15 protein-coding genes and 2 pseudogenes are annotated in these 22,240 nt (G+C 67.4%); 15 read left to right on the forward strand and 2 right to left on the reverse strand.

Translation table 11 applies throughout. The annotated features are described in order from the left end of the window. Window positions 1-18 precede the first annotated feature (18 nt). Window positions 19-621 carry a TetR/AcrR family transcriptional regulator gene (locus ACFVT5_RS39280; RefSeq protein WP_389898456.1) on the forward strand — a complete coding sequence of 201 codons (603 nt, stop codon included), beginning with the start codon at window positions 19-21 and terminating at the stop codon, window positions 619-621. Between the two features lie 329 nt (window positions 622-950). Here ACFVT5_RS39280 and ACFVT5_RS39285 read toward each other — a convergent pair whose 3' ends face one another. After that, window positions 951-1,313: a MerR family transcriptional regulator gene (locus ACFVT5_RS39285; RefSeq protein ID WP_389898458.1), complete on the reverse strand. Its 363-nt coding sequence runs from the start codon at window positions 1,311-1,313 to the stop codon at window positions 951-953. A gap of 211 nt (window positions 1,314-1,524) precedes the next feature. Between ACFVT5_RS39285 and ACFVT5_RS39290 the strand changes: the two genes are divergently transcribed. Then, window positions 1,525-2,442 (forward strand): NmrA/HSCARG family protein, encoded by a 918-nt coding sequence (locus ACFVT5_RS39290; protein WP_389898651.1) that lies wholly within the window; start codon window positions 1,525-1,527, stop codon window positions 2,440-2,442. A gap of 217 nt (window positions 2,443-2,659) precedes the next feature. Here the strand turns inward: ACFVT5_RS39290 and ACFVT5_RS39295 are convergent, their stop codons facing one another. Continuing rightward, window positions 2,660-4,552 (reverse strand): carboxylesterase family protein, encoded by a 1,893-nt coding sequence (locus tag ACFVT5_RS39295; RefSeq protein WP_389898460.1) that lies wholly within the window; start codon window positions 4,550-4,552, stop codon window positions 2,660-2,662. A 784-nt stretch (window positions 4,553-5,336) separates the two neighbouring features. On the opposite strand from ACFVT5_RS39295, the gene ACFVT5_RS39300 reads away from it, so the two are divergent. From ACFVT5_RS39300 to ACFVT5_RS39360, 13 genes and pseudogenes are all read left to right on the forward strand, one after another. Next, on the forward strand, window positions 5,337-5,783 hold the full coding sequence (locus tag ACFVT5_RS39300) for a MarR family winged helix-turn-helix transcriptional regulator (protein WP_389898462.1): 447 nt from the start codon (window positions 5,337-5,339) through the stop codon (window positions 5,781-5,783). Window positions 5,784-6,134: 351 nt separating this feature from the next. Further along, window positions 6,135-7,088: a DUF5996 family protein gene (locus ACFVT5_RS39305; RefSeq protein WP_389898464.1), complete on the forward strand. Its 954-nt coding sequence runs from the start codon at window positions 6,135-6,137 to the stop codon at window positions 7,086-7,088. Between the two features lie 56 nt (window positions 7,089-7,144). After that, window positions 7,145-7,463, forward strand: a pseudogene (locus ACFVT5_RS39310) (IS5/IS1182 family transposase); the annotation flags it as partial. A 113-nt stretch (window positions 7,464-7,576) separates the two neighbouring features. Continuing rightward, window positions 7,577-7,819, forward strand: a pseudogene (locus ACFVT5_RS39315) (transposase family protein); the annotation flags it as partial. Between the two features lie 264 nt (window positions 7,820-8,083). After that, window positions 8,084-8,809, forward strand: coding sequence for a flavodoxin family protein (locus tag ACFVT5_RS39320; protein ID WP_389898466.1), 726 nt, complete (start codon window positions 8,084-8,086; stop codon window positions 8,807-8,809). Window positions 8,810-9,150: 341 nt separating this feature from the next. Continuing rightward, a complete protein-coding gene (locus ACFVT5_RS39325; RefSeq protein WP_389898469.1) occupies window positions 9,151-11,919 on the forward strand; it encodes a LuxR C-terminal-related transcriptional regulator in 2,769 nt (922 codons plus the stop codon). A 506-nt stretch (window positions 11,920-12,425) separates the two neighbouring features. Next, window positions 12,426-14,462, forward strand: a complete 2,037-nt coding sequence (locus tag ACFVT5_RS39330) for an AAA family ATPase (protein WP_389898471.1) — start codon at window positions 12,426-12,428, stop codon at window positions 14,460-14,462. A 187-nt stretch (window positions 14,463-14,649) separates the two neighbouring features. Beyond that, window positions 14,650-15,561 carry an RICIN domain-containing protein gene (locus ACFVT5_RS39335; RefSeq protein WP_389898473.1) on the forward strand — a complete coding sequence of 304 codons (912 nt, stop codon included), beginning with the start codon at window positions 14,650-14,652 and terminating at the stop codon, window positions 15,559-15,561. An 804-nt stretch (window positions 15,562-16,365) separates the two neighbouring features. Further along, the gene (locus ACFVT5_RS39340) at window positions 16,366-17,040 is read left to right on the forward strand and encodes an SDR family oxidoreductase (protein ID WP_389898475.1); all 675 of its coding nucleotides are present in this window, start codon (window positions 16,366-16,368) and stop codon (window positions 17,038-17,040) included. A 137-nt stretch (window positions 17,041-17,177) separates the two neighbouring features. Continuing rightward, window positions 17,178-17,543 carry a WXG100 family type VII secretion target gene (locus ACFVT5_RS39345; protein ID WP_389898477.1) on the forward strand — a complete coding sequence of 122 codons (366 nt, stop codon included), beginning with the start codon at window positions 17,178-17,180 and terminating at the stop codon, window positions 17,541-17,543. A gap of 106 nt (window positions 17,544-17,649) precedes the next feature. Beyond that, complete coding sequence (locus ACFVT5_RS39350; protein WP_389898480.1) at window positions 17,650-17,964, forward strand: WXG100 family type VII secretion target; 315 nt, start codon at window positions 17,650-17,652, stop codon at window positions 17,962-17,964. 63 nt (window positions 17,965-18,027) lie between these two features. Next, window positions 18,028-19,374 carry an EsaB/YukD family protein gene (locus ACFVT5_RS39355; RefSeq protein WP_389898482.1) on the forward strand — a complete coding sequence of 449 codons (1,347 nt, stop codon included), beginning with the start codon at window positions 18,028-18,030 and terminating at the stop codon, window positions 19,372-19,374. A 31-nt stretch (window positions 19,375-19,405) separates the two neighbouring features. Next, window positions 19,406-22,189 carry a right-handed parallel beta-helix repeat-containing protein gene (locus tag ACFVT5_RS39360; protein WP_389898484.1) on the forward strand — a complete coding sequence of 928 codons (2,784 nt, stop codon included), beginning with the start codon at window positions 19,406-19,408 and terminating at the stop codon, window positions 22,187-22,189. Window positions 22,190-22,240 lie beyond the last annotated feature (51 nt).

Genomic DNA, 22,240 nt, shown 5'->3' on the forward strand with positions numbered 1-22,240 from the left:
CTTGGTAAAGTGCTCGTGATGACCACCTCCCATCAGCCCGACACCTTGCGCGAACGCAAAAAGCTCCGCACTCGCCAGGCATTGGTCGGCACCGCCGTCACACTCTTCAGCGAACGCGGATTCGAAAGCACTCCGCTGGACGCGCTGCTGGAGCAGGTGGAGGTGTCTCGGCGGACCTTCTTCCGCAACTTCCGCTCCAAGGAGGACGTCGCACTCACCGCCGTCAAGCAGCTCTGGGACGTCTACCTGGAAGTCCTGGACGGCATAGAGAAGTCCGGGTTGCTGGCCGACGTCTTCCTCGACGCCATGCTGACCACCCTCGAACGTATGGATGAGGACTGGTACCGGTGCTTCCCACTCACGCTGCGGCTGATCGCTGACTCGCCCGCGCTCGACGGGTACACGCTGCGGCACTGCGCCGAAGTCCAGGCAGAGATCGCTCGCAGACTCGACGGTCAAAGCCCCCTTGAGCTGCGGCTCCTCATCGAGTTCTTCGTGGCATCTTGGCGCTGCACTCTGGACGAATGGCTGCCCGACTGCATACCGGGCGAACTGCCCGCACTCTTGCGCCGTTCCTGCTCATCCATGGACTCCGCCCTCAGCTTGTCTCTCACTGTCTGAGGTCGAAATCGGCCTTGGGCTTGTTTGCACACCTGGGCGTTCGTCGGACTGGCGCGGCTTTCGTCTTGCCATGTGCTCCGGCCAAGGTGCACCGATCATGACGGCCGTGAAGGTGAGTCTGCTGCGTGACAGGGGTTCCGGGGAAGCGTTCGCGCAAGCGTCACGCTGTCCCCGGGATGCCTTGCGGTAGAGGTCGTTTCATCCTGCACCCATGCTGTGTCCCCTCCCGTTGATCGCTCTCCTGAGCCAGTAAGGGAACTGGTTGCTTCCGGACACGCTCCTGGTGTCGCCGATGTATCAACTGTCCACTCGGGCCGCCGTCCCCTGCTTCAGGATGAACTTCCTGTTCCGTCATGATTGCGCGCCTCGGTGATGCAGTCGTGCAGCCGCCTGCGCACGTTCCGCAGGTCCTTCATCTGCCGGTCGAGGCGGTCGCGTTCGGCCGCGAGCAGTTCCAGCAGTTCCGGTGACGCCCCACCGGAGTCAGTGAACGGCAGCACCTCGCGAATGGTTCTGCTGGTCAAGCCCACGGAGTAGAGCTGTTGGATCAGCCTGACCCGTTCGACGGCACCGGCCGGATACTGGCGCTGGCCACCCGGATTCCGGAAGGAGTGGAGCAAGTCCTGCTGCTCGTAGTAGCGCAGCGCCCTGACGCTGACGCCCGCCTTCGTGGCGACCTCTCCGATCCGCATCCCGACCTCCTGACTCGGCTTCACGTCCCGCTTGCACCTGACGTTGGCGTCAGGTTTTAGCGTAGCGGACACCGGTACGGACCATCCCATCCGGATTCTGGAGCACGCCTATGACCAGCACGTTCTCCGACTCATTTCTCAAGACCCAGGAAGAATCAGCAATGTTCATCAGGAACACAGTCGTCATCGCCGAGAGCGCAGCGTGGTCGGCATGACCAACATCAACAAAACCGTCGTCGTCCTGGGCGCCACGGGGCAGCAGGGAGGATCGGTCGCCGCGGCGCTGCGGGCCGACGGCTGGGGGGTGCGCGCGGTTGTGAGGGACCCGTCCGGCCACCGGGCCCGGTCCCTCTCCGCCGCCGGCGTCGAAACCGTCCGCGGCGACCTCGGCGATGCGGAGTCGCTCCGCGCGGCCTTCTCCGACGCCCACGGCGTCTTCAGTGTCCAGCCGAACTCCGGCCAGGCCGGCACCGACGTGACCAACGAGGACGAGGTCCGCTTCGGCGCGGCGGTGGCCGAGATCGCCGAGCGCTGCGGCGTCGCCCACCTCGTCTACAGCTCGGCGGTCACCGCGGGTTCGACAACGGGCGTGGACCATCTCGACACCAAGAGCCGTATCGAGGCCCACGTCCGGAATCTGGACATCGCCAGCACCATCATTCGACCGGCCACGTTCATGGAGCTCCTGGTGACCCCCGAAATGGGCCTTGACCGGGGACACCTGTCCTTCCTGATGCGCCCGGACCAGGCCATGCAGTTCATCGCAGTACGCGACATCGGCCGCATCGTCGCCGTTGTCTTCGGCTCACCCGATCGCTACGCCAATCGCACCATGGAGATTGCCGGTGACGCTCTCACAGGCAACGCCCTGGCCGAGGATCTGACTCAGGCCGCCGGCCAGACGATCAGCTACAGCCGCCTGCCGACTACGCAGTTGGCACAGGACGAGGTCCTCGGCAAGTTGGAAGCACTTGTAGACGACGGCAGGCTGGCGGGAAACGTGAACCTCGACGCGTTGCGCGAGGAGTTTCCTTTCCTGCTGCGCTTCGACCGCTGGCTGGCAGGCCCTGGTGCGGGTCTCCTCGATGAGACGCTCCGTTCCTCGGACACGGGCATCGCTCCGCGCTGACGAGGCATTTCCGGGTGAGCTCGGCCGTGGTGGGCGGACGGTGGCCGTCCGCCCGGTTGGCTGCGGCGGCCTCGGCGGCCTCCTGCGACCAGTCGGCCGGGACCTCCCCGAGCAGCCAGGCCAGTCCTCGGCTCAAGCTCAAGGAGGCGAGCACAGGGTTTGAGAGAGGCGAGCACAGGGTTTGAGATGAGGCTGCACCCGACCAGGCGAGGTAGCACTACGCAAGGGGTCCGTCGTAGCGCATCCAGAAGTCAACGGCGTCCGGTCGCGGCCGGGGCGCCACGGCGCTGCCGGCATCGAACTTCATGACCTTCTCGGGCTCCTGCCGCATGGTCGGCCAGCTGGGTAGCCTCAGCCCATTCGGGTTTCCCGTACGCGCAAAGTTGATCCAGTAGCCGCTCATTTGGTCACGCAGCGTGTAGTCGCGCTTCACGTATTCTGCGTTTCCGTCCTTGCCGAGGTTGTCGTATGCGTACATCACCTCCGCACCGTGGTAGGCGCCGAACTTCTGGAGATCATCGTCCGGAGGGACATGCGCGAAGTAGTAGACGTAGGTGTCCGCTTCCCCCGTGCGCGTTTGCAGGGTGGCCCAGCGGCGCATGGCCCGCGTCATGATCTTGTCGGTTTCGGCCTGGAGGAGGGAAACGAGCACCTGCTCCTCCGTATCGCCGGGATAGAGACGGAGGAGCTCCGCGTCCGCACCGTGCCTTTTGCGTACTGAGTCCTGGTAGGCATCCACGTCGGCGTCCGGAGGGCTCACCAAGGCAAGGGAAGCCTCATCCGCGTTGCTCCCGATGAGAGTTGGCACATCCAACTGATCGCCCGCCGCGTAGATCTCCGCAGGCGTTCGGTTCAGAACATAGCCGTCGATGGAGGGGCGCCAGTGACTCTTCTGGGACTCAGCCGCGTCCACGACTCGGCCCACAGGCATGCGGCGCATCTCTTCCATGGTGGCACCCCCAAGCTCTTCGCTCAGGCGCCGTCCTGCTGCTTCGGCAGCCGACTTGGTGTCATATTGATCGCCTCGCTCAGTGTTGCCGCGAGTCCCCATGCAGGCTCCGCTGCTGCCGATGATGCCGCCCACAAGCCCCTCCGCACGGGGTGTCGCACCGAGGATGCATACGCTCTCGCCGCCGGCGGACTCGCCCGCGATCGTCACACGATCCGGGTCGCCGCCGAAGGCCGCGATGTTCTGGCGGACCCACTTCAGAGCCGCAATCTGATCAAGCATGCCGTAGTTGCCTGAAGCGCCTGCCTTGGACTCCTCGGCGAGTACGGGGTGCGACAGGAAACCAAGTACCCCGAGTCGATAGTTGATCGTGACGGTTATCGCCTCGCCTCTGGAAGCCAGGGATTCGCCGTCGTAGAGCGGAAGGGCACCTGAGCCGGAGGTGAATCCTCCGCCGGGGATGTAGACGATCACAGGAAGCTTCGCCGAGGCGGGCCTCGTACTACGCCAGATATTGAGGTAGAGGCTGTCTTCGCTGACCGGGTACGGATTGAGGAGCGTTGCCTCCAGCGGCGCTTCCACTACCTGCGACAGTGCTCGGGTGAAGAAGGTGGACGTGGCTTGAATGGGAGCGTCGGAGAACCGGTCGGCGATGAGCAGGTCCGTGTGCGGTTCTGGGGGCTGTGGCGGACGCCAGCGTCGCTCTCCGACCGGAGGCTGCGCATAGGGAATCCCGGCGAAGATCTCAACGTCGCGCTCATCGTTGAGGACACCTCTTACAGCCCCCTCTTGCGTGGGAACGGTCTCGGATGGCCGGGGATCGGTCCCCCCTGCTGTGCGGTGCTGCGCCGAGGGGTGAGCGAGGACAGCAGTGGTGGACAGGAAGGCACCTGCCAGCAGCCACGCCCCCACCTGAAGCAGGGCGGGCCCCCGAAGCCACCAGCGCACGGTGAGACCAAGCGCCGCGAGGCAGACGGCTACGAGCGCCCAGCCCCACCACGGTGTCTGGTTGAGCCAGGCAAACACGAAGGCAACCGCGGTCAGAGGAAGAAAGGGCACCCAATGCCGGGGAGACGTCCTGAAGTTACGTGGCTGGCGCATGAGGGTTTTGGAGCCAGCGTGAGCGGCGCCGGTTGTACGCCGCTGTTCTTCGATTTCCACCGTTGTCTCATTTCTTGATGAGCTTCCTCACGTGCCGAAACGCTCGGCCGAGTCATGTCGAAAAGCCGCGTCGCCAGAGCCGAAAGCCACCTACCCGAGAGCAGGGCTACGCCGATTCATGGGCTCCCGTCGCCCGTGAGACGTCCCACGCCCGCTGCCCATCCCAATGCGCCGCTACGGCTACCTTTACGCGGTGCCGATTGCCGAAGGGGGAGACCGAGCTGGACGGGGTTGGCAAGAGCTGATGCCATTAGCTTGTGAGAGGGACTTCGGGAAGCGAAGGGGCTGCGACAAGAGCGCCAAGGCCGGGCCACCGGTCCACGATGACCAGGTGTACCGCCGACGCGCCGAACCGGCTCCAGCTGACCGACTTCGCCGGGCACCCCGACGGCGAGGTGTATCGGTGCGCCGTCAGAGGCGCTTTTCTCGGACCGATCCGTGAGCTACCCCATCGGCGCCCGGATACAGTACCGCCTCGCTTTGGCCGCTTCGGAGCCCGCCGTCGCTCGCCGCGGTTAGGCGACCCGCGAGGTGCTTTGGGATCGCGGTGCGCTGTTCCGGTCACGGGACAGCCGGGTTGGCATGACTAGAGTTCTCTCGTCAGGTGGGTCTCACTAGTGGGTTGAACCCGCAACTCACCAGCGAGACCCATGGTACGAAGGCTTGGCCGTTTGGCAAGCCGGGAGAGGGGCATGGCAGATTGTCCGATCTCAGATCGCCGCGGCCGAGCGGGCGAGGGCGGGCCCGCTCTCTTGCCGAATCCGTCGAGGCCGCTACGCCCCGGGTGTCGCAGGAGCAGCGGGAGAACTGGCAGTCACTCGTGATTCTCGCGCACTTGGTCGAAGCCGAGCTTGAGCGAAAGACGCAGGACGATGCCGGCATCCCGCACAGCCACTTCAAGATTCTCGCGTTGCTCGCCGGCGCGGATCGGCACACGATGGGCCTCACCCGACTGAGCCGGGCGCTACGGTTCCACAAGAGTCGGCTGTCACACGCACTCCGCTCACTCGAGGCCGCCGGATTGCTCCGCCGCGAGGACACGCCTGAAAAGGGCCGTGCCTACCAGGCTGTCCTGACACGTCGTGGTCTCGACCTTGTGGAGCGAGTGCTCCCGCTGCAGGACGCCTTCGCCCGTGACACAGTGCTCTCCGGCCTCACCGAGACCGAGGTCAGGCAACTGCGCACCATTGCCGAGAGGATCATCGCGAACCTGGATGACCGGGGAGAATGACCCGGCCGGTGTCCCCGTCAGTGTCCTGGGCAGGGTGTTCGTAACGGTCCACCTCTGTGAGCTCAGCGGAGAGCGCGGATCGGGTTCTAGTTGACACATCAAGTGTCGGTGCTAATGTAGACAATACATCATCTACGTGGTAGCGGCGGAAGTCACTGTTCCTGTTCGCCGACCTGAACAGCCGCGAACCCATAATGATCGTGAACAACGCGATCGCCCTCGCCAAGACCGCCAAGGTGTTCGCAACCAGCGCTCAGCCTGGGATGCCGACTGCCGCCCCGGCAACGGTCGATATCTACGTGTCTCAGCGACCGACACCCTCTCAAAGCGCCGCCAAGGATGTGAGAAGCGATGACCACACCAGCGACGAACTGGCCGAGCCTCCGGGTCTCGGACTGGACCGCCACCCGCGACACTCTGCACATGTGGACCCAGATCGTGGGCAAGATCCGGATGGCCCACGCACCCCTGATCAACCACTGGTGGCAGGTGACCTTGTACGTCAGCCCCCGCGGGTTGACGACCTCGACCATCCCGTACCGCGCCGGGGCATTCGAGATCGAATTCGACTTCGTCGGCCACCAGCTCGAAGTCCGCAGCAGCGACGGCGGCGCGCGAAGTTTCCCGCTCCGGCCCATGCCAGTCGCCGAGTTCTACACCCGGATCCTGCACACGCTCGATGAGCTCGGGATCGAGGCCCCGATCCATCCGCACCCCAACGAGGTCGAGCCGGCGATCCCCTTTGCCGAGGACTACGACCACGCGTCCTACGACGGCGAAGCGGCTGCCCTGTTCTGGCGACAGCTGCTGCAGGCGAACCGCGTAATGGGCGAGTTCCGGTCGCACTTCGTCGGCAAGGTCAGCCCGGTGCACTTCTTCTGGGGAGGGATGGATCTCGCCTGCACCCGCTTCTCCGGGCGGTCGGCTCCTCCTCACCCCGGCGGCGCACCCAACTGTGGGGACTGGGTCATGGTCGAGGGCTACTCCCGGGAACTGTCCAGCTGCGGGTTCTGGCCTGGCGGGGGAGAGGAAGGCGCCTTCTACGCCTACGCCTATCCCGAACCCGACGGGTTCGCCGATTACCCGGTCGGCCCCAAAGGCGCCTACTTCAGCTCCGAGTTCAAGCAGTTCCTTCTGCCCTACGAGGCCGTCCGTACCGCGCCCGACCCTGACCGCGCTGTCACCGAGTTCCTCCACACCACCTACGAAGCCGCCGCAGTGCGCGGACAATGGGACCGCTCCGCGCTGGAAGATGACCCCTTCCGGTGGGACGGAACTTCTTCGCCTCGGTGGGCTTCGAAGTAACCAAGATCGAGAAGTTGTCCAACCTGACGGATCGTTTCGGGATGCGTTGAGTGACCTTGTCGGACCGGGTGGCTCCCTTGTTGTCGCCCGCTCCCCGAACCACGCCGTCGGCATCATGGGATGGCTTCGCGTTGCCGACCGGGGCCCCTCGCCGGCATCACGTACGCCCTGCGGACTGGCCTTGCCTTGCGCAACGTCTCCGCCCGGACCGTGGGCCGCTCCGGAACCATCGCCTGACGCCGCCCGAGGGGCTGGACCGAGGCCGGCGTCAGGCCGCGGCTGCTGCCGCTCTGCCGGCCGAGCTTCGCCGCGCCGGCCTGCTGGATCTGGATGACTTGCTTCGTGGATGGATCGCACGTCCGGGCTCTCAAAGGCGCCTCAGGGAGCCAAGAAGTCAAGTTGCCTGCCCGACGGAAGCCGTGAGGAGTGGGCGAAGGCGTGTTCGTGCGAGGTGTTCGAAGTCTCAACCCAGCGGCGCAGGAGCCTTGTTGGTCCCTGCTCCTGCCGTACTCGACCTGCCCCATGCGCTCATCGAGTGGCTCACGATGCTCATCGTCGCCCGAGAGGGTGACCGCCGCTGCAAGCTCCCGCCGCACCGGCGTGCCCTGGTCTCTCTGGTGTACCTGCGCAAGCATGAGCCGCTCGCGCAGATCGCCGCCGGGCTCGGCATCCCGATCGGCACGGCGCACGCCTGCATCACCGTGGTCATCGATCTCGTGGCCGTCCGTGCTCGGGAGTAGTGGGTCGATCGACTTCTAGTTGACGCATCAAGCACTAGGGTTAATATGGGTGACGCATCATCTACCTATCGGAGCGGGCCGTTCCTGGTGCCGCGGGCCGTCTCTGTGCGGTGGCCGCGCAAGTTTGGGGTGCGAAGTCAACCGATTCAGTGTGGTGGTTGGCCGGTTCGACCTCAGGGGTGCCTGCGCGGACGCGTACGGCCGTTGCCCCGGCGTCGAGATCGACGGCGTCCTGATCTGAGAGCAAGGATCCCCATGAACGTACCCGTGAACGGCAAGCCTGACTTCAGCGGGCTGAGGGCGATGTACATCAACTGCACTCTCAAGCGATCCCCCGACCGCAGTCACACTCAGGGTGTGATCGACCGCAGCGTGGCCATCATGGAGGCGAACGGTGTGAGCGTGGACCAGATCCGCGCCGTCGACCACGACATCGCCACCGGAGTCCGCCCGGACATGACCGAGCATGGATGGGGTACCGACGAGTGGCCCGCACTGCTGCCTCGGGTCCTCGCTGCCGACATCCTGGTCATCGGTGGATCGATCTGGCTCGGTGACAACAGTTCGGTGACCCGCCGGGTGATCGAGCGGCTCTACGGCTACTCCGGCGTACTCAACGAGCAGGGTCAGTACGCCTACTACGGACGCGTCGGTGGCTGCCTGATCACGGGCAACGAGGACGGCCTCAAGCACTGCGCGATGAGTATCCTCTACAGCCTCCAGCACATCGGCTACACCGTCCCGCCCCAAGCCGACGCGGGCTGGCTCGGCGAGGTCGGCCCGGGTCCCTCCTACCTCGACGAGGGTTCCGGCGGCCCGGACAACGACTTCGCCAACCGGAACATCTCGTTCATGACCTACAACCTGCTCCACCTCGCGTCGATGATCCGTAGCACTGGTGGCTTCCCGGTCTATGGCAACCAGCGCTCGGCCTGGGATGCCGGTTGCCACCCCGACCACACCAATCCTGAATACCGCTGACCACACGCGGCTCTGGGACAGCGATCCCCGGCGCGCGTCGGTTCCAGCCATAGGGTTTTCCGTTGTCCCCAACGGAACGGCGTGCGTCGAACCCGGGGACCGGGTGCTGCCGTTTCCGTGGGGCCAACCGCGCTCGATGTGGTCGTCGCAGTCGCGGACCTGGTCGACTTGGTGGCGCAGCCCGGCCGTCCATGCCTGGCCGACGATTCCCACTGCACCTTCGCGTCCGTCCTGGAGGACGCGCACTGCACCCCGGCTGCGCGCCGGCGGACCCTTGCCACTCCTCCACCCCCACCAGGCCCGCCGAAGCAGTGATCGGCAACACCAAAGGCGCAGAGTAAATGGCACATCTACTGGAACGTGACGCCGCGCTTGAGCTACTGGCATCGGAGTTGAGTAGGGCGAGCGGCGGCCACGGACGACTCGTTCGGCTCCGCGGTGCCTCGGGCACCGGCCGCTCCTCCCTCCTGGAGGCCGCCATCGGGCGGGCGGACAGGAGCGGATTCCGTGTGCTGAGTGCGCGCTGCTCACCCGAAGACTCCACGTCGCCCCTGTCCTCCGCGTTCCGCCTCATGGGTTCTGCCGGAACTTTCCGGGAAAAGGACGGCTCTGCGGAAGAACATGAGGACGGGCCGCGGTTGTGGCAGGCCCTTCAGACGGCCTCCGATGAATTCCCCCTGCTGCTGGCCGTGGACGACGTGCAGTTCGCCGACCCGGCGTCGCGTAGTTGGCTCATCGAAACCGCCCGGCGCATCGACTGCTTACCGATCCTGCTCGTAGTCACTGAACGTAGCCAATACGACATCCTCCCTCCCGTCCCGGACCTGAGCAGGTCATTGTCAGCATCCAGCGCGATCACGCATACACTCGCCCCCCTCAGCGAGGCTGCCTCGGCCGAACTTGTCCGAGCGGTCACCCATTCGGCCACGACCGAGTGGATCGCGGAGTGTGTGCGAGCCTGCGCCGGCAACCCACTTCTGCTGCACGCGCTGCTGGAGGATGTAGGAAACTGTTCCTCCTCCCACCTCCCCGAGACGTCGGCCGCGCTGTATCCCGGGGCGTATCCCGCGGCGGTTGACTGGTGGCTGAGCAGCGCCGGAGAGGACACCACGCAGGTGGCACGTGCCCTGGCGGTCGCGGACCAGGACGGGCTGCGGGAGCCGCACAGCGAGTTGGTACCGCTGCTGACGGGGGCGTGCGGTACCGACTCGGCACGCACACGGGGCTGGCTCACCGCCATGACGCGCCTGGGCATGCTCCGCGAAGGGGCGGATGGCTTCCTGCGCTACGCCCACCCCCTGCTGCGCGACGCCGTGCTGGGGGATTGGCCGGCCGAACGCCGGGAGGCAGTCAGCCGCTCATTTGCCGAGGTGATGCTCCGTCGAGGCGATCACGCCGAAGCGGTCGCCCGACAACTGTTGCGCAGCGGGCCCGTCGGGCAGGGCTGGGCCCTGCGGGCACTGGAAGACGCGGCGAGCATCGCCACCCATGCGGACAGGCCGCTGGAGGCGATCCACTACCTTCGCCGGGGACTTGAGGAGTCGGATTCCGACACATCGCGACAGCGCCTGCTCAACGAGCTGGGCTCGATGGAGTACACGTACGGGAGCAGCTCGGCCGGGGTCCAACGTCTCCACGAGGCCCTGATCGTGGCTGCCGGACCGAATGACCGGGCTCGGACGGCCATCGCGCTCGGCACCGCGCTCACGGGCCGAGGGGAACTCAAGGACGCCGTGGGCCTCTTGCGTGAAACGGAGCGGGAGCTCGGAGGACATCCAGTGGCGGCCCGGAGCGTCCAAGCCGCTACGGTCCTGTTGACTGATCGGGAGCAAGGCCAGCGCTCGGCGGAATATCGAAGGCTGTTGGACGGAACCGCTCATGGTGTGGGAGCTCTCGGTGCCGCTGGACGGGCTCTCCTCATCCGGCACGCGGCCATAGCCGGGGAAGTCTCTTCCTGCCGGGCGATGACGCAGTTGCGGGGATTGCTGAGCGGACCCGCCGACGAACTTTCGGAGCCCTTCCTGCTAGGCGCTGCTGCCACGGTTGCCCTGTGGGCGGATGCGTTGGAAGAAGCGGAAAGCCTCGCGGAGCGCGGGCTGGCAGAAAGGCCCTGGACGCGTCTGCATCCAGTCGCGCAGATGTTGCTCGAAGTGCGGGCAGAGATCGCAGCCCTCCGTGGCGACTACGAGATGCTGCTTGCGGAGCATGTGGCGACCGCCACCAATCGACGGCCGGGCCCTACCGGAATGGACTCCTACGCACTGCACGCGCTCACCGAAATGGGCCGTTTCGAGGAGGCGTGGCGCCTCATGCAGGGCCTGGACCTGAGCGAGGCGACGGATTCCTGGGAACTGTGCCGCTTCCTCCATGCCTGCGGCACCCTGCGAGCCGCTCGGGGAGACGTCACGGGCGCCCTGCACGACTTCCTCGACTGCGGTCGCCGGCTCTCTGTACTTGCTGTCATCAGTCCAGTTGTCGTCCCGTGGCGTACGGCGGCAGCCGCATGCCGACTTGCCATGGGTGACCGTTCGGCGGCACTGGCCTTGGCGCATGAGGAGCTTCGGCTGGCCCGTATATGGAACACCCCCCGAACTGTTGGCCGTGCGCTGCACGCAGTCGCGGCTGCGACCGGAGGGCAGGACGCACTCGCACTCGGGGCGGAGGCAGTGAGTATGTTGCGACAGTCACCCGACGCCGGGGAGCTCGTCTCTGCGCTGCTGAATCACGGCCGGCAGCTGGCTTCTTCGGGACAGCGAGCGCATGCGCGAGAGCATTATCAGGAGGCGGCACAGCAGGCGGAACGGCTCGGCTCCACGCGACTTCGTATTGCCGTGGGCAGAGACCTGCGCACGGTGGGTGCTCGTCGCCCGTACGCGTCCTTCACCGGTTCCGAGGCCCTCACGGGGAGCGAACGCCGGGTCGCCGAACTCGCTGCCGAAGGCCGTACGAATACAGAGATATCCAGTTTCCTGCGCGTCACGCGGCGCACCGTCGAAAGCCACCTCACCAGTACCTACCGCAAGCTTGGGATTCACGGCCGGGACGGGCTCGCGGCGGCCCTCGCGGCGGGGAAGGAGCTTCCCAACGAGGCCGTCGAGCGGCCGGGGTGATGCGATGTGAGCCTTGGGGGCACTCTCCGTGACGGATCATCGCCCACAGGAGGGCGTCGAGTTGGTCTTCTCATCGACGGCCAATCGGAGCTGTAGTCCGGGAACTCGACGTGTCGTGAGAAACGGGTGGCGAGGCTGGGGTTCGAGTTCAGGAAGCGGTTCATCTCGTCGGTGCAGCCGGCGACGGTGTTGGGGGAGACCGGGTGCGCGGGCACGGAATCACCGTCCGCTCGGTGACATCATTGTCCGATGGTTGTTTATAGATTGCTTTTTGATTGCAGCGGAGAGGCCCCGAATGCGTTGGACAGGCGAGAGAGCCCGTTGTCTCTGTTGTTCATGCGCCGGACGCTGCGAACTGTTGCATGAGTAACTCGACGCTTCTTACGATGGATTGAGCCATCCAAGTTCTCACGAGCAGCGCCCCGTCCCTTGTGTCTTTTCCTCTCGCGAGGGCGACCGATCGAGGGCAGCTCACAAGGTTGGAAGATACGGAAGTACCTACACCCATGTCTGTTGACTCCCACGGAATCGTGCTGGCCGCGCTGCGGAAAGAATCCTTCACCGGGCGCGTCGCCGAACTGCGGCTGCTGCGGGAGCTGATGCGCAACAGGGACCGGGGCTGCTTCGTGGTGTGGCTGCACGGCATGGCGGGTGTCGGCAAGAGCACCCTGCTGCACCGGTTCGCAGACGAGGCACGGACGCAGGGTACTGCCGTACGCACGATCGACATGCGCTGCACGGATGCGACACCGGATGCCTTCCGGGCCGCGCTGGAGGCGCAGGGACCGCCGGAAGAGGCGCAGTTGCTGCTGATCGATTCCGCGGAGTCGCTGGGTCCGCTGGAGTGGTGGCTGCGCGACGAGTTCCTGCCCCGTATGCCCACGCACCTGCTCGTCGTGGTGGGTTCGCGCCGGCCCCCGGAGACCGAGTGGCGCACCGACCCGCAGTGGTGGCACGCGCTGTGCAGTGTGCGGCTGTCGGGCATGGACGAAGCCGAGGCGCTCCTGCTTCTGCGTAACCGGGATGTGCCGGAGACCTCGGCGGCCGACATCGTACGGGCCTCGCACGGACTGCCACTCGCTCTGGTGCTCTTCGCCGATGCCAGGGAAGCAACCGCGTGGACAGCCGGGCCGAGCGGTGAGCGGGAGCTGTACGAATCGCCCGACCTGGCACGGGAGTTGCTGAGGTTGCTGCTGCGGGAGACCCCGTCACCGGCCAGGGCCGACGCGCTCCAGGTACTGGCGCTGGCCCGGGTCACCACTGAGGAACTGGTGCGGCGCACCCTGGATGTGCCGGCGGCTGAGGCCCAGGTGCTGTTCGCCTGGCTGCGGGGACTGTCGTTCGTGGACAGCACCGCCGCCGGTCTCATACCGCACGGGCTGGTCCGAGATGCGCTGCTGGTCGATCTGCGCTGGCGCGATCCGGAGAAGTACGAGCGCCTCTTCCGCCGGCTGGACGTGCATCTGGTCGAACGGCTGACCCAGCGTACCGGTGGCCGTTGGGCGTTCGGTGCCGCCCTTGCCCACCTCGGGACGGCGAGTTCCGTCGTCCGCGAGGCGGCGGACTGGAACGGCGCGGACCGTTTCCAGCTGCGGACCGCAGGCCCGAAGGATCTGCACCCGGTGCTGGCCGCCATAGAGGAGGAGCACGGTGTCGCGGCCGGCCGTCTCGCCCGGCAGTGGTGGGATCGACAGCCCTCGGCGTTCATCGTCGCCGAGGATGACCGTGGTGGCGTCGTCGGTACGCTCGTGGCGCCCTGTCTGGGACCGGGCGTCGCGCACTTGCCCGACGATCCGGTCGCGCACGCCGCACTCGAACACGTGACGGACCGGTCGTCGCCGCTGCGACGCACCGGGCGGCTGCTGCTGGGGCGTTGGAGCACCGGCAGCGCTGTGGCGGCCTGCTTCGCGCTCACCACTCTGTGGGCGACCACGCCAGGTCTCGCGGTGAGCTGGACCTGCGCGGCACGGAAGCAGGAGGAGCTGTCGCGGCTGCTCGGCCTGTATGACCATCAGCCCGGGGAGACGGTCGTCGGCGCGGACGATGAACCGATCTTCTCGTTCGTGCGGGACTGGCGCAGCATGCCGTTCGCCCGCTGGGCGGAGGCACTGAGCACCCGGCTGCTGGCCGACGAGCCCGCAGCGGCCCCGGCCCCGGCTCCGGCCGCCGAGCCGGTGACACCCGCCATGCCGTGGCCGGAGTTCGTGGGTGCCGTCAAATACGCCTACCGGAAGGTCACGGAGCCGGAGCAGCTTGCGCACAGCGCGCTTCTGCGCACCCGGCTCGTGGCGTCCGATGCCGGCCCCGCCGAGCTGCGCCAGGTACTCACGGAGACCGTTTCGCAGTTGCGGGCGCAGCCCGGCCGGCGGCAGCTGGCCGACATTCTGGAGATCACCTATCTGAGCGGGCCGCGCAGCCAGCAGGCCGCGGCCAACCGGGCGGCGCTGTCCTTCAGCACCTACCGGCGCCGGCTGTCCGCCTCGCTGGTGACGGTGGCGGAACTGCTGCGGGAGCGCGAGCTGTACGGTCCGGTGCCGCGATGAGTCGGATCAAGCCCGGTCCGCCCGCCCCGTGTTCCGGCGGCGGTCTTTGTGTCCCGGGACCGGCCTCGCGCGCGCCCCCGGCTGCCCGGACCGGGATCCGAGGGCCGTGTCAGGGGCGCGAACGGAGCGGGCGGGACGGACGCTTCGGCACCCCCACTGTTGAAGCCTCTGCGAGTTGGGAACGGCATTGAGTGAAATCGACCAGGACGAAACGAAACGGCGGCAACGGGCGCGGTTCGCGGACGCATTGACGACCAGTGCCCAGCAGTCGGGGGAGCGCTCCCGCATGGGGACCCGGGTCGCCGGTGCGGTGGCCGTGCTGGCACTCGCCGCGGGCGCCACCCTGGGGGTGGGCGCGTGGCGCAGTTACCAGGCCGACGAGGAGGCGCGGAAGGCGGAGCTGGCGGCCGAGCAGGCCGCGGCGCACAAGAAGCTCACCACACCCCCGTCGCCGTCCCCCGAACCGAAGGTGACGAAGAAGGAGACGGTGACTGAGCCCGGCACGAGCGTCGAGCAGCGGGTGCCCGACCCCGTCGTCACTCCGTCGGCCTCACCGACGAAGAAGCAGACCGAGCCGCGGGCGGAGGGGGACGTGGCCAAGGCCGAGCTGCGGAAGCTGACAGCCGTCTCCCGCACGGTGCTGCTGAAGAACGTGTTCACCGGGCTGTGCGCCGACATCCCGTTCAACGGAGCGGGCAAGAAGGGTGAGCACGTCAACCAGTACTACTGCGACGGCACCGACAAGGACAACCAGCTGTGGAGGATGACGTCCCCTCGTCCCGGCTCGGGCCCCGGCGGCCGTGATCTCGTGCAGTTCGCCAACCTCAAGGACGGTCTGTGCATCGACCTGCCGACCCGAGGAGGACAGCCTGTGGGGACCGGGCTCCTGGAGGCCCACTGCACCGGAACCATGGGTGACAACCAGCTGTGGTGGTTGGAACCGGCCGGGGACGGCAGCGTCAGCATCCGCAATTACGCCAGCAACCACCTGTGCCTCAAGGTCGATGGCCTGGGCGCCGAGAAGAAGAAGCCGGACCAGCGGCTGGTGATCGGCTTGTGCGGTTCGCCGGATGACAGCCGCTGGCGGCTGATCGAATGACCCCGGCCGACTGACACGGTCCGGGTGACCGCTACAAGGCCCGCGGGAGCCGGCGTCCCCGGGCGGCCGTCGCGACGCGCGGTTGTACTGGTCAGGCTGCGGGGCCCTTCAGGTGACCGGCGCCGGCGACCCGCGTCGAGAATTTTACGCCGTCAAAGCTTGAACCGCCCCGGTCCGCGCACCGTAGAAGATCTGGACGTAACTGACCCTTTTAGGCCGATGAGTTCAATTCGCTACAGCGATGCACAGAAAATCGCTCACCTGCTGAAGTGGGCCGTCGGATGGCAAGGAAACCTGATGGGGGAAAGCGCGTGGTCCTACTCCCTCCGGCTGGGTGGGTCACACGCTCTGCTCAACGGGTGGATGAATAACGTCAAGTTGACGTCCACCCTCACCCGGGAAGAACGGGACCTCATTAACGCGGCTCGCCAGGCGTCGAAGCACAGCAGGACGACGGCGAGAAGAGGATGCAAAGAGGACCGGCAGAGGGAACGGACTTGCTAGGGCGCCGAAGCCACGTCGTTTCTTTTTTGGGCCCGCTCCGGGACGGCGTCCGCACCGGCCATTTCACACGAGCCGGGACGTGAAGACACCGCGGCGGTGCGCACGGCAAAGCCCGCCCCGAGTTTGCCGTCCGGGGCGGGCCGTATGGCGGCAGGTTGCACATACCTTGTCGGTAGATTGTCGTGGAATTGCCGCCGGCGTTTGCGGCGCCGCAGGCGGCGGCCTCGGCGATGCGCATCCTGTCTCTGCTGCGTCAGTTGAGCCTTGGACCTCACGCCCGTCAGACTTTATGGTACGTCCGTGAAACTTAGTAAAGCCACGGCACTGATCACCGGAGCCAATCGTGGCATCGGCCGCCATATTGCATCCCAGCTCGTCACCCGGGGCGCGAAGGTCTACGCGACCGCGCGTCGGCCGGAAGCCGTCAACATTTACGGTGTGGAGGTCTTGCCCCTCGACATCACCGACCCCGACGCCGTAGCAGACGCCGCCAAAAGGGCTGACGATGTCAATCTGCTCGTCAACAATGCCGGCGTCAGGGGTTCGTCCCCGCTCGGAGACATCGACGATGTCCGCGCCGCCATGGACGTGAACTTCTGGGGCACCCTGTCCATGGTCCGGGCCTTCGCCCCGGTCCTGGCGAGGAACGGCGGAGGCGCCATCTTGAACATAGCCTCTTCGGCGTCCTGGTTCGCCTTCCACGGAGGCAGCGCCCCGGGGCCCTCCAAGGCCGCGGTCTGGAGCATGAGCGATGAGCTGCGCCGGGAACTGGCCGGGCAGCGGACCCTGGTCACCTCGGTACACCTGGGAGCGGCCGACACCGCGACGACGAAGGGCTCGGATGCGCCCGAGATGTCCCCGGCCGATGTCGCGCACGCCGCGCTTGACGGGATCGAGGCCGACGCGTTCGAGGTGGTCATCGACGATTTCACCGTCATGGTCAGGGCTTCGCTGCGCAGGAGTCCGAGGTGGTGAGAGCGCGAGGCCCGGAAATCTGGGCACGTCTCACCTGTTGTGTTCAGAAGATGCCCAGGTTGTGCTCACCTGGTCCTGTCATCGGCGCGGCGATGTTTGACTAGCGGGACAATGGTCGAGAAGGGCGGATTCCCCCCATGGCTGTCGAGCCTTCCGTAAGCGTCGGTGGTGTGACGTACCGGGTGACACCGGAGTACCTGGCTGAAGCCTCCACCAATACGGCTACCACGGCGACGGAGATCGCCGGAGAACTCGCTGAGCTGAAGCTCTATGTGACCAGCCTGGAACAGAGCTGGCAGGGTATAGCCAGCTCCGAGTTCCAGAACTTGATGGCGCAGTACGATATTTACGCCCGCATGCTCAACGACGCCCTGGATGGAATCTCCAAGGGACTTCAGGGCAACTACGTGAACTACAAGGACACCGAGCAGCAGAACCTCAACAACCTCACCGCGCTGGGCGAAGACGTTCCGAAGCCCCCGAGCGGCACGAACTTCGACTGATCCGCACACTGATCCACTCATTGATCCGCACACTGATCCATCCGCGAATCCAGCCGATTAATCAGCGCGTTCAACCGCAGGATCGAGCGCGTTCGAGGAGCGTTTCATGGCCAACATCGACGGCACGCCGATCTACGTAGGCGAAGGGCTTGAAGCCGCGGGCAGCACCATCAATGCCAGGGCCGGAGAGGTCACCGGAGAACTCGTGCTGCTGAAAAACAAGTTGTCGCCGCTTGTCGACGCGTGGCGGGAGAGCGAGGCCGCCGCCTACTACCAGGACATGCAGAACGGCTGGGACCTGGCGGCCAACGGCCTCTTCGGAGAGGACGGCGTGCTGGGCCGAATTGCCCATGCCATGAATGTCAACTGGAACAATTACAGTGACGCCGAGTGGGCGAACGTGTCCACCTGGCGGCAGTGAGGCACCGCATTTCTCGCCCCATCTCTTTGCGGCTCCGCTCTCCGAACACCGAAGGAAACGTCCATGCCCGATGAACGCTGCCGGGTCACCGTGGTCGGCGAACGCAGGCAGGTCGACCTGGCACTCCCGGCCCAGGCCCCGATCGCCGAGTACGTCCCGCGACTCGCCACCCTGTGCGGCCAGCCCGAGTCCGAGGGCATGCCCCAGGTCTGGACACTCGCGCCGTCGGGAGGTTCCCCGATGGCCCCCGGCGACACGTTGTCGGGGGCGGACATCGTGGACGGTGCCACCTTGTATCTGCGCGACCAGCGGGCAGCGGAGCTGAGCGAGCTGACCGTCACCGACCTGGACGCACAGATCGCGAACGCCCGTGAGGACGGCGGCCTGTGGAGCGCCCGCCGGCGTGCCCAGAGCGTTCTCGGCGCCGGTCTGGTGGTCATGGTGATCTCGGCCGCCTGGCTCGGCGCGCATCGCATCGCGGGCGTGACCGTGCTGTTCTTCGTACTGGCCGCGCTCTGCTCGGCGCTGCTCGCCTGGTACTCCGAGCGCAAGAACTGGCCGCTGCCGCGTCCGGTGCGTCAGCTCCTCGCGCTGGCCGCCTGCCCTCTGCTGGCCTGTGCCGGCCTGGGAGCGCCGGTCCATGGCCCGGTGGTCACTCCGTTCCTGGTGATGGGCACCGCGGTGATCGGCGCGCTCGCCGGAGTGGTCGCCTTCCCGGCTCCTGCCACGGTGGTGCTTCAGACTCTGACGCTGGTGACCGCCCTGTTCGTGGCGCCGCTGACCGTGTTGGACGCGAGTCTGATCAGCTCGGCGGCGTTGGTGGCCCTGGTGCTGTTCGTGCTGACAGGGCTGCTGCCCCGGATCACCAGCCAGATCGCGGTGCTCGTGCCCGACGGTCCGGACACCGGCGCCCCCGCCCTGGACAGCGCGGACGTGACCGCCGTCGTCCGCCGGGGCAATGGGCTGCTCACCTTCCTCAGCATCGTCACCGCGACCGTCCTCACGGCCGCCCTGCTCACGCTGACCACCTCGCGGGACGTGTACGCCCTCTTCCTGGTGGCCTGTGTCAGCGTCGGGCTGCTGCTCCAGGCCGGCTCCGTGCGCGTGCTGCCCAGCGTGATCCCGCAGCTGGCCACCGGAGTTCTGGGGCTGCTCGCGCTGGCCGTACGGGTGCCCGAGTACCTCTTCGACTCGCGCACGGCGGGCCCGCAGGCCGCCTTCACTGCGGGTGCCGTCCTGGTCGCCTGCGGGCTGTTCCTCGCCTTCGGCGCGGCCCTGCGGCCCATCGAGCCGGAGCGGCCCAGCTGGCCGGGGGCCGTCGTCACCGCTCTCGTGGTCGCCGCCCTGCCGCTGACCGCCGGTGTCTTCGGCTTCTTCGGCTGGCTGGCCAACCTCGGTGGCGACCTGTGACCGAGGGGCGGACCGGTCGGGAGCGCGCGAGGTGAAGTCGCTCGCACAGCGTGTGGCACCGGGCAGTTGGGGTGCGCACCGCTCCATCGGTGCGGCCGTCAGGGACGCCGAACCCGGCGGGGTGATCACCGTGCAGGCCGGTACGTACACCGAGAGCCTGGTGCTGGACAAGGACATCGTCCTGGCCGCCAAGGGCACCGTACGGCTGGTCGCGCCGCGCGGTCCGGTCGTCACCGTGCACGCCGGCCGCGCCGAGCTGCGCGGATTCACCCTCGTCTGCCCCGCGCCCCGGGAAGCCGCGGTGCTGCTGCGCGGCGGTGAACCGGTGCTGCGGGACTGCGAGATCACCGGCGGTCGTGTCGAGGTCGCCGCCGCGGCGGCTCCGTTGCTGAGCGGCTGTTCGGTGCGGCAGGCCGAGGGCATGGCGGTGCGCCTGACGGGCACCAGCCGCACCACGCTGGAGGCCCTGACGGTCGGCGGCTGCACCGGGGACGGAGTGGTCGTCGAGGACGAGGCGGCCCTCGAACTGACCGATGCGCTCGTGGACGGCGTCGCCGGACGCGGCATCGTGGTGACCGCCGGGGCGCACGCCGCTCTGACCCGCTGCGAGATACGCGGCAGCGGCGCCGCCGCCGTCCTCGTGGACGGACACGCCTCCGCGGCGCTGCGCGAATGCCGTCTGTACGAGGCGAGCGGTCAGGGGGTCTGGGTACGCGGCACGGCGGGCCGCTCCCCGGGCCCGCAGGGTCGCCGGCCGTGGGGCGTCGGTCCCACCGGCGAGGACCGGAACCCGGCGGCGGCCTCCTCCTCGGCCGATGACGCAGAGCGCTCCGTCGACCGAACCCAGGGCGTACGGCTGCGCGACTGCGAGATCTTCCGTACCGGACGCTCCGGTGTACTGGCAGAGGACGCAAGCGCGATCGTGCTGGACCGCTGCCACGTGCACCGCACCACTGGTGCCGCGGTGCTGGTCTCGGGAGAGGCCGTCGCGGAACTGGTCGCGGTCCGGGCCGTGGACTGCGCGGACACGGCGCTGGTCGTCAGCGCGACCGGGAAAGCCACCGCGCGCGACTCCACCTTCGCCCGCAGCGGTGCCAACGGGCTGTACGCGACGGGCGAGGCCGAGGTCTCACTGACCGGATGCACTGTGCGGGAGACCGCCTACACGGCCGTGCATCTGGGTGGCTCGGCGCGGGTGAAGGCACGGGACTGCGGGATCGGTGGCACCCCCGAGCACGGTGTACGTGTCACCGAACGGGCCGAACTCCTGGCGGAGCGGTGCGAGGTGACCGACGTCGGGCTGACGGGGATGTGCGTGGAGGGCGGCGACGCGGCCCTGCGGGACTGCCGGATAGAAGGCGAACGCGACGGCGTACGCCTGATCACCACCCACCGGCCCCTGCTGGCGGACTGCGTCGTCACCTCCATTGGTGAGACCGGTGTCCGGGTCGGCCGGGACACGGGCGCCCGGCTGGAGAACGTGACGATCACCGGTGCCACCACAGGTCTGCTCCTGGAGGAGGACAGCACCGTCCTCGTGGAGGGCGGAGCGGTACGCGAGTCCCGGGGCAGCGGTGTCGTCGTGTACGCGGGGGCCCGTCCCGCGGTCCATGGCCTCACGGTCGCGTCCGCGGCGAAGAACGCGCTGTACGTCGGGGACGGCGGCGAAGGCCGTTACGACGACTGTCACTTCACCGGGAGTCGTTTCCCCGCCGTCTACGCCGGTGCCCGCTCCAGGATCGTGCTGCGCCGCTGCGCCGTGGACGGCACCGAGAGGGACCTGCTGCGGGACGAGGAGGCCGAGGTGTACGCGCAGGACTGTCACGTCGAGGATGTGGCCGATCCGGTGCTGCCGACCTTGCCGCCCCCGGCGGCGGAGCAGGGGAGTACTCCGGTGTCCGGCGTCCGCGGGGCGGTCGGCACGGGGGGCACCGCGGGCGAGGGCGAGCAGGACCCAGGGGCTCGCGAGGCGGCCGAGGCGAAGCTTGAGGACCTCCGCGCGGAGCTGGACCGGCTGGTCGGCCTGGAAAGTGTCAAACACGACGTGGTCACGCTCACCAGGCTGATGCAGATGGTCAAGACCCGCCAGGACGCCGGGCTCGCGCCGCCGCCGCTGAGCAGGCACTTGGTCTTCGCGGGCAACCCCGGCACCGGCAAGACCACCGTGGCCCGCCTCTACGGCGGTTTCCTCGCGGCGCTCGGTCTGCTCAGCCGCGGTCACCTGGTCGAGGCCGATCGGGGAGACCTGGTCGGGGAGTACGTCGGGCACACCGCGCCCAAGACGACCGCCGTCTTCCGGCGCGCCCTGGGCGGGGTGCTCTTCATCGATGAGGCGTACTCCCTCGTGCCCGGGGGCCAGTTCACCGACTTCGGCTCGGAGGCCGTCTCGACGCTGGTGAAACTGATGGAGGACCACCGTGACGAAGTGGTCGTCATCGTCGCCGGATACCCGAACGAGATGAACCGGCTGCTGGAGTCCAACGCCGGCCTGGCCTCACGCTTCACCCGCACCCTGCGCTTCGACGACTACTCCTCGTCCGAACTGGTGCGCATCGTCGAGCACCAGGCCGACAGCCACCAGTACACCTTCGCGCCGCAGACCACCGCCGTCCTGCACGACTACTTCGAGACGCTGCCGCGCGGCGAACAGTTCGGCAACGGGCGCAGCGCGCGGCAGGTCTTCCAGAGGATGACCGAGAGGCACGCGCAGCGTGTGGCCGAACTCGGTCTGAGCGCCGTCGACCTGGCTTCGGCAGACGAGGAGCTGCTCACCACTCTCCTGCCCGTCGACCTCCCCCCGGAAGGGGTCCTCTGAGCAGGACGGCGCGGCAGGACGCCAGAGGACTTCGGACCAGGTGAAAGGCAG

The sequence above is a fragment of the Streptomyces sp. NPDC058001 genome, assembly GCF_042886315.1.
GTDB lineage: Bacteria > Actinomycetota > Actinomycetes > Streptomycetales > Streptomycetaceae > Streptomyces.

Coding starts and splice junctions, on each gene's coding strand:
- ACFVT5_RS39320 (WP_389898466.1), top strand. CDS start 8,084: ATGAACGTACCCGTGAACGGCAAGCCTGACTTCAGCGGGCTGAGGGCG.
- ACFVT5_RS39350 (WP_389898480.1), top strand. CDS start 17,650: ATGGCCAACATCGACGGCACGCCGATCTACGTAGGCGAAGGGCTTGAA.
- ACFVT5_RS39290 (WP_389898651.1), top strand. CDS start 1,525: ATGACCAACATCAACAAAACCGTCGTCGTCCTGGGCGCCACGGGGCAG.
- ACFVT5_RS39355 (WP_389898482.1), top strand. CDS start 18,028: ATGCCCGATGAACGCTGCCGGGTCACCGTGGTCGGCGAACGCAGGCAG.
- ACFVT5_RS39285 (WP_389898458.1), bottom strand. CDS start 1,313: ATGCGGATCGGAGAGGTCGCCACGAAGGCGGGCGTCAGCGTCAGGGCG.
- ACFVT5_RS39280 (WP_389898456.1), top strand. CDS start 19: ATGACCACCTCCCATCAGCCCGACACCTTGCGCGAACGCAAAAAGCTC.
- ACFVT5_RS39345 (WP_389898477.1), top strand. CDS start 17,178: ATGGCTGTCGAGCCTTCCGTAAGCGTCGGTGGTGTGACGTACCGGGTG.
- ACFVT5_RS39305 (WP_389898464.1), top strand. CDS start 6,135: ATGACCACACCAGCGACGAACTGGCCGAGCCTCCGGGTCTCGGACTGG.
- ACFVT5_RS39330 (WP_389898471.1), top strand. CDS start 12,426: ATGTCTGTTGACTCCCACGGAATCGTGCTGGCCGCGCTGCGGAAAGAA.
- ACFVT5_RS39325 (WP_389898469.1), top strand. CDS start 9,151: ATGGCACATCTACTGGAACGTGACGCCGCGCTTGAGCTACTGGCATCG.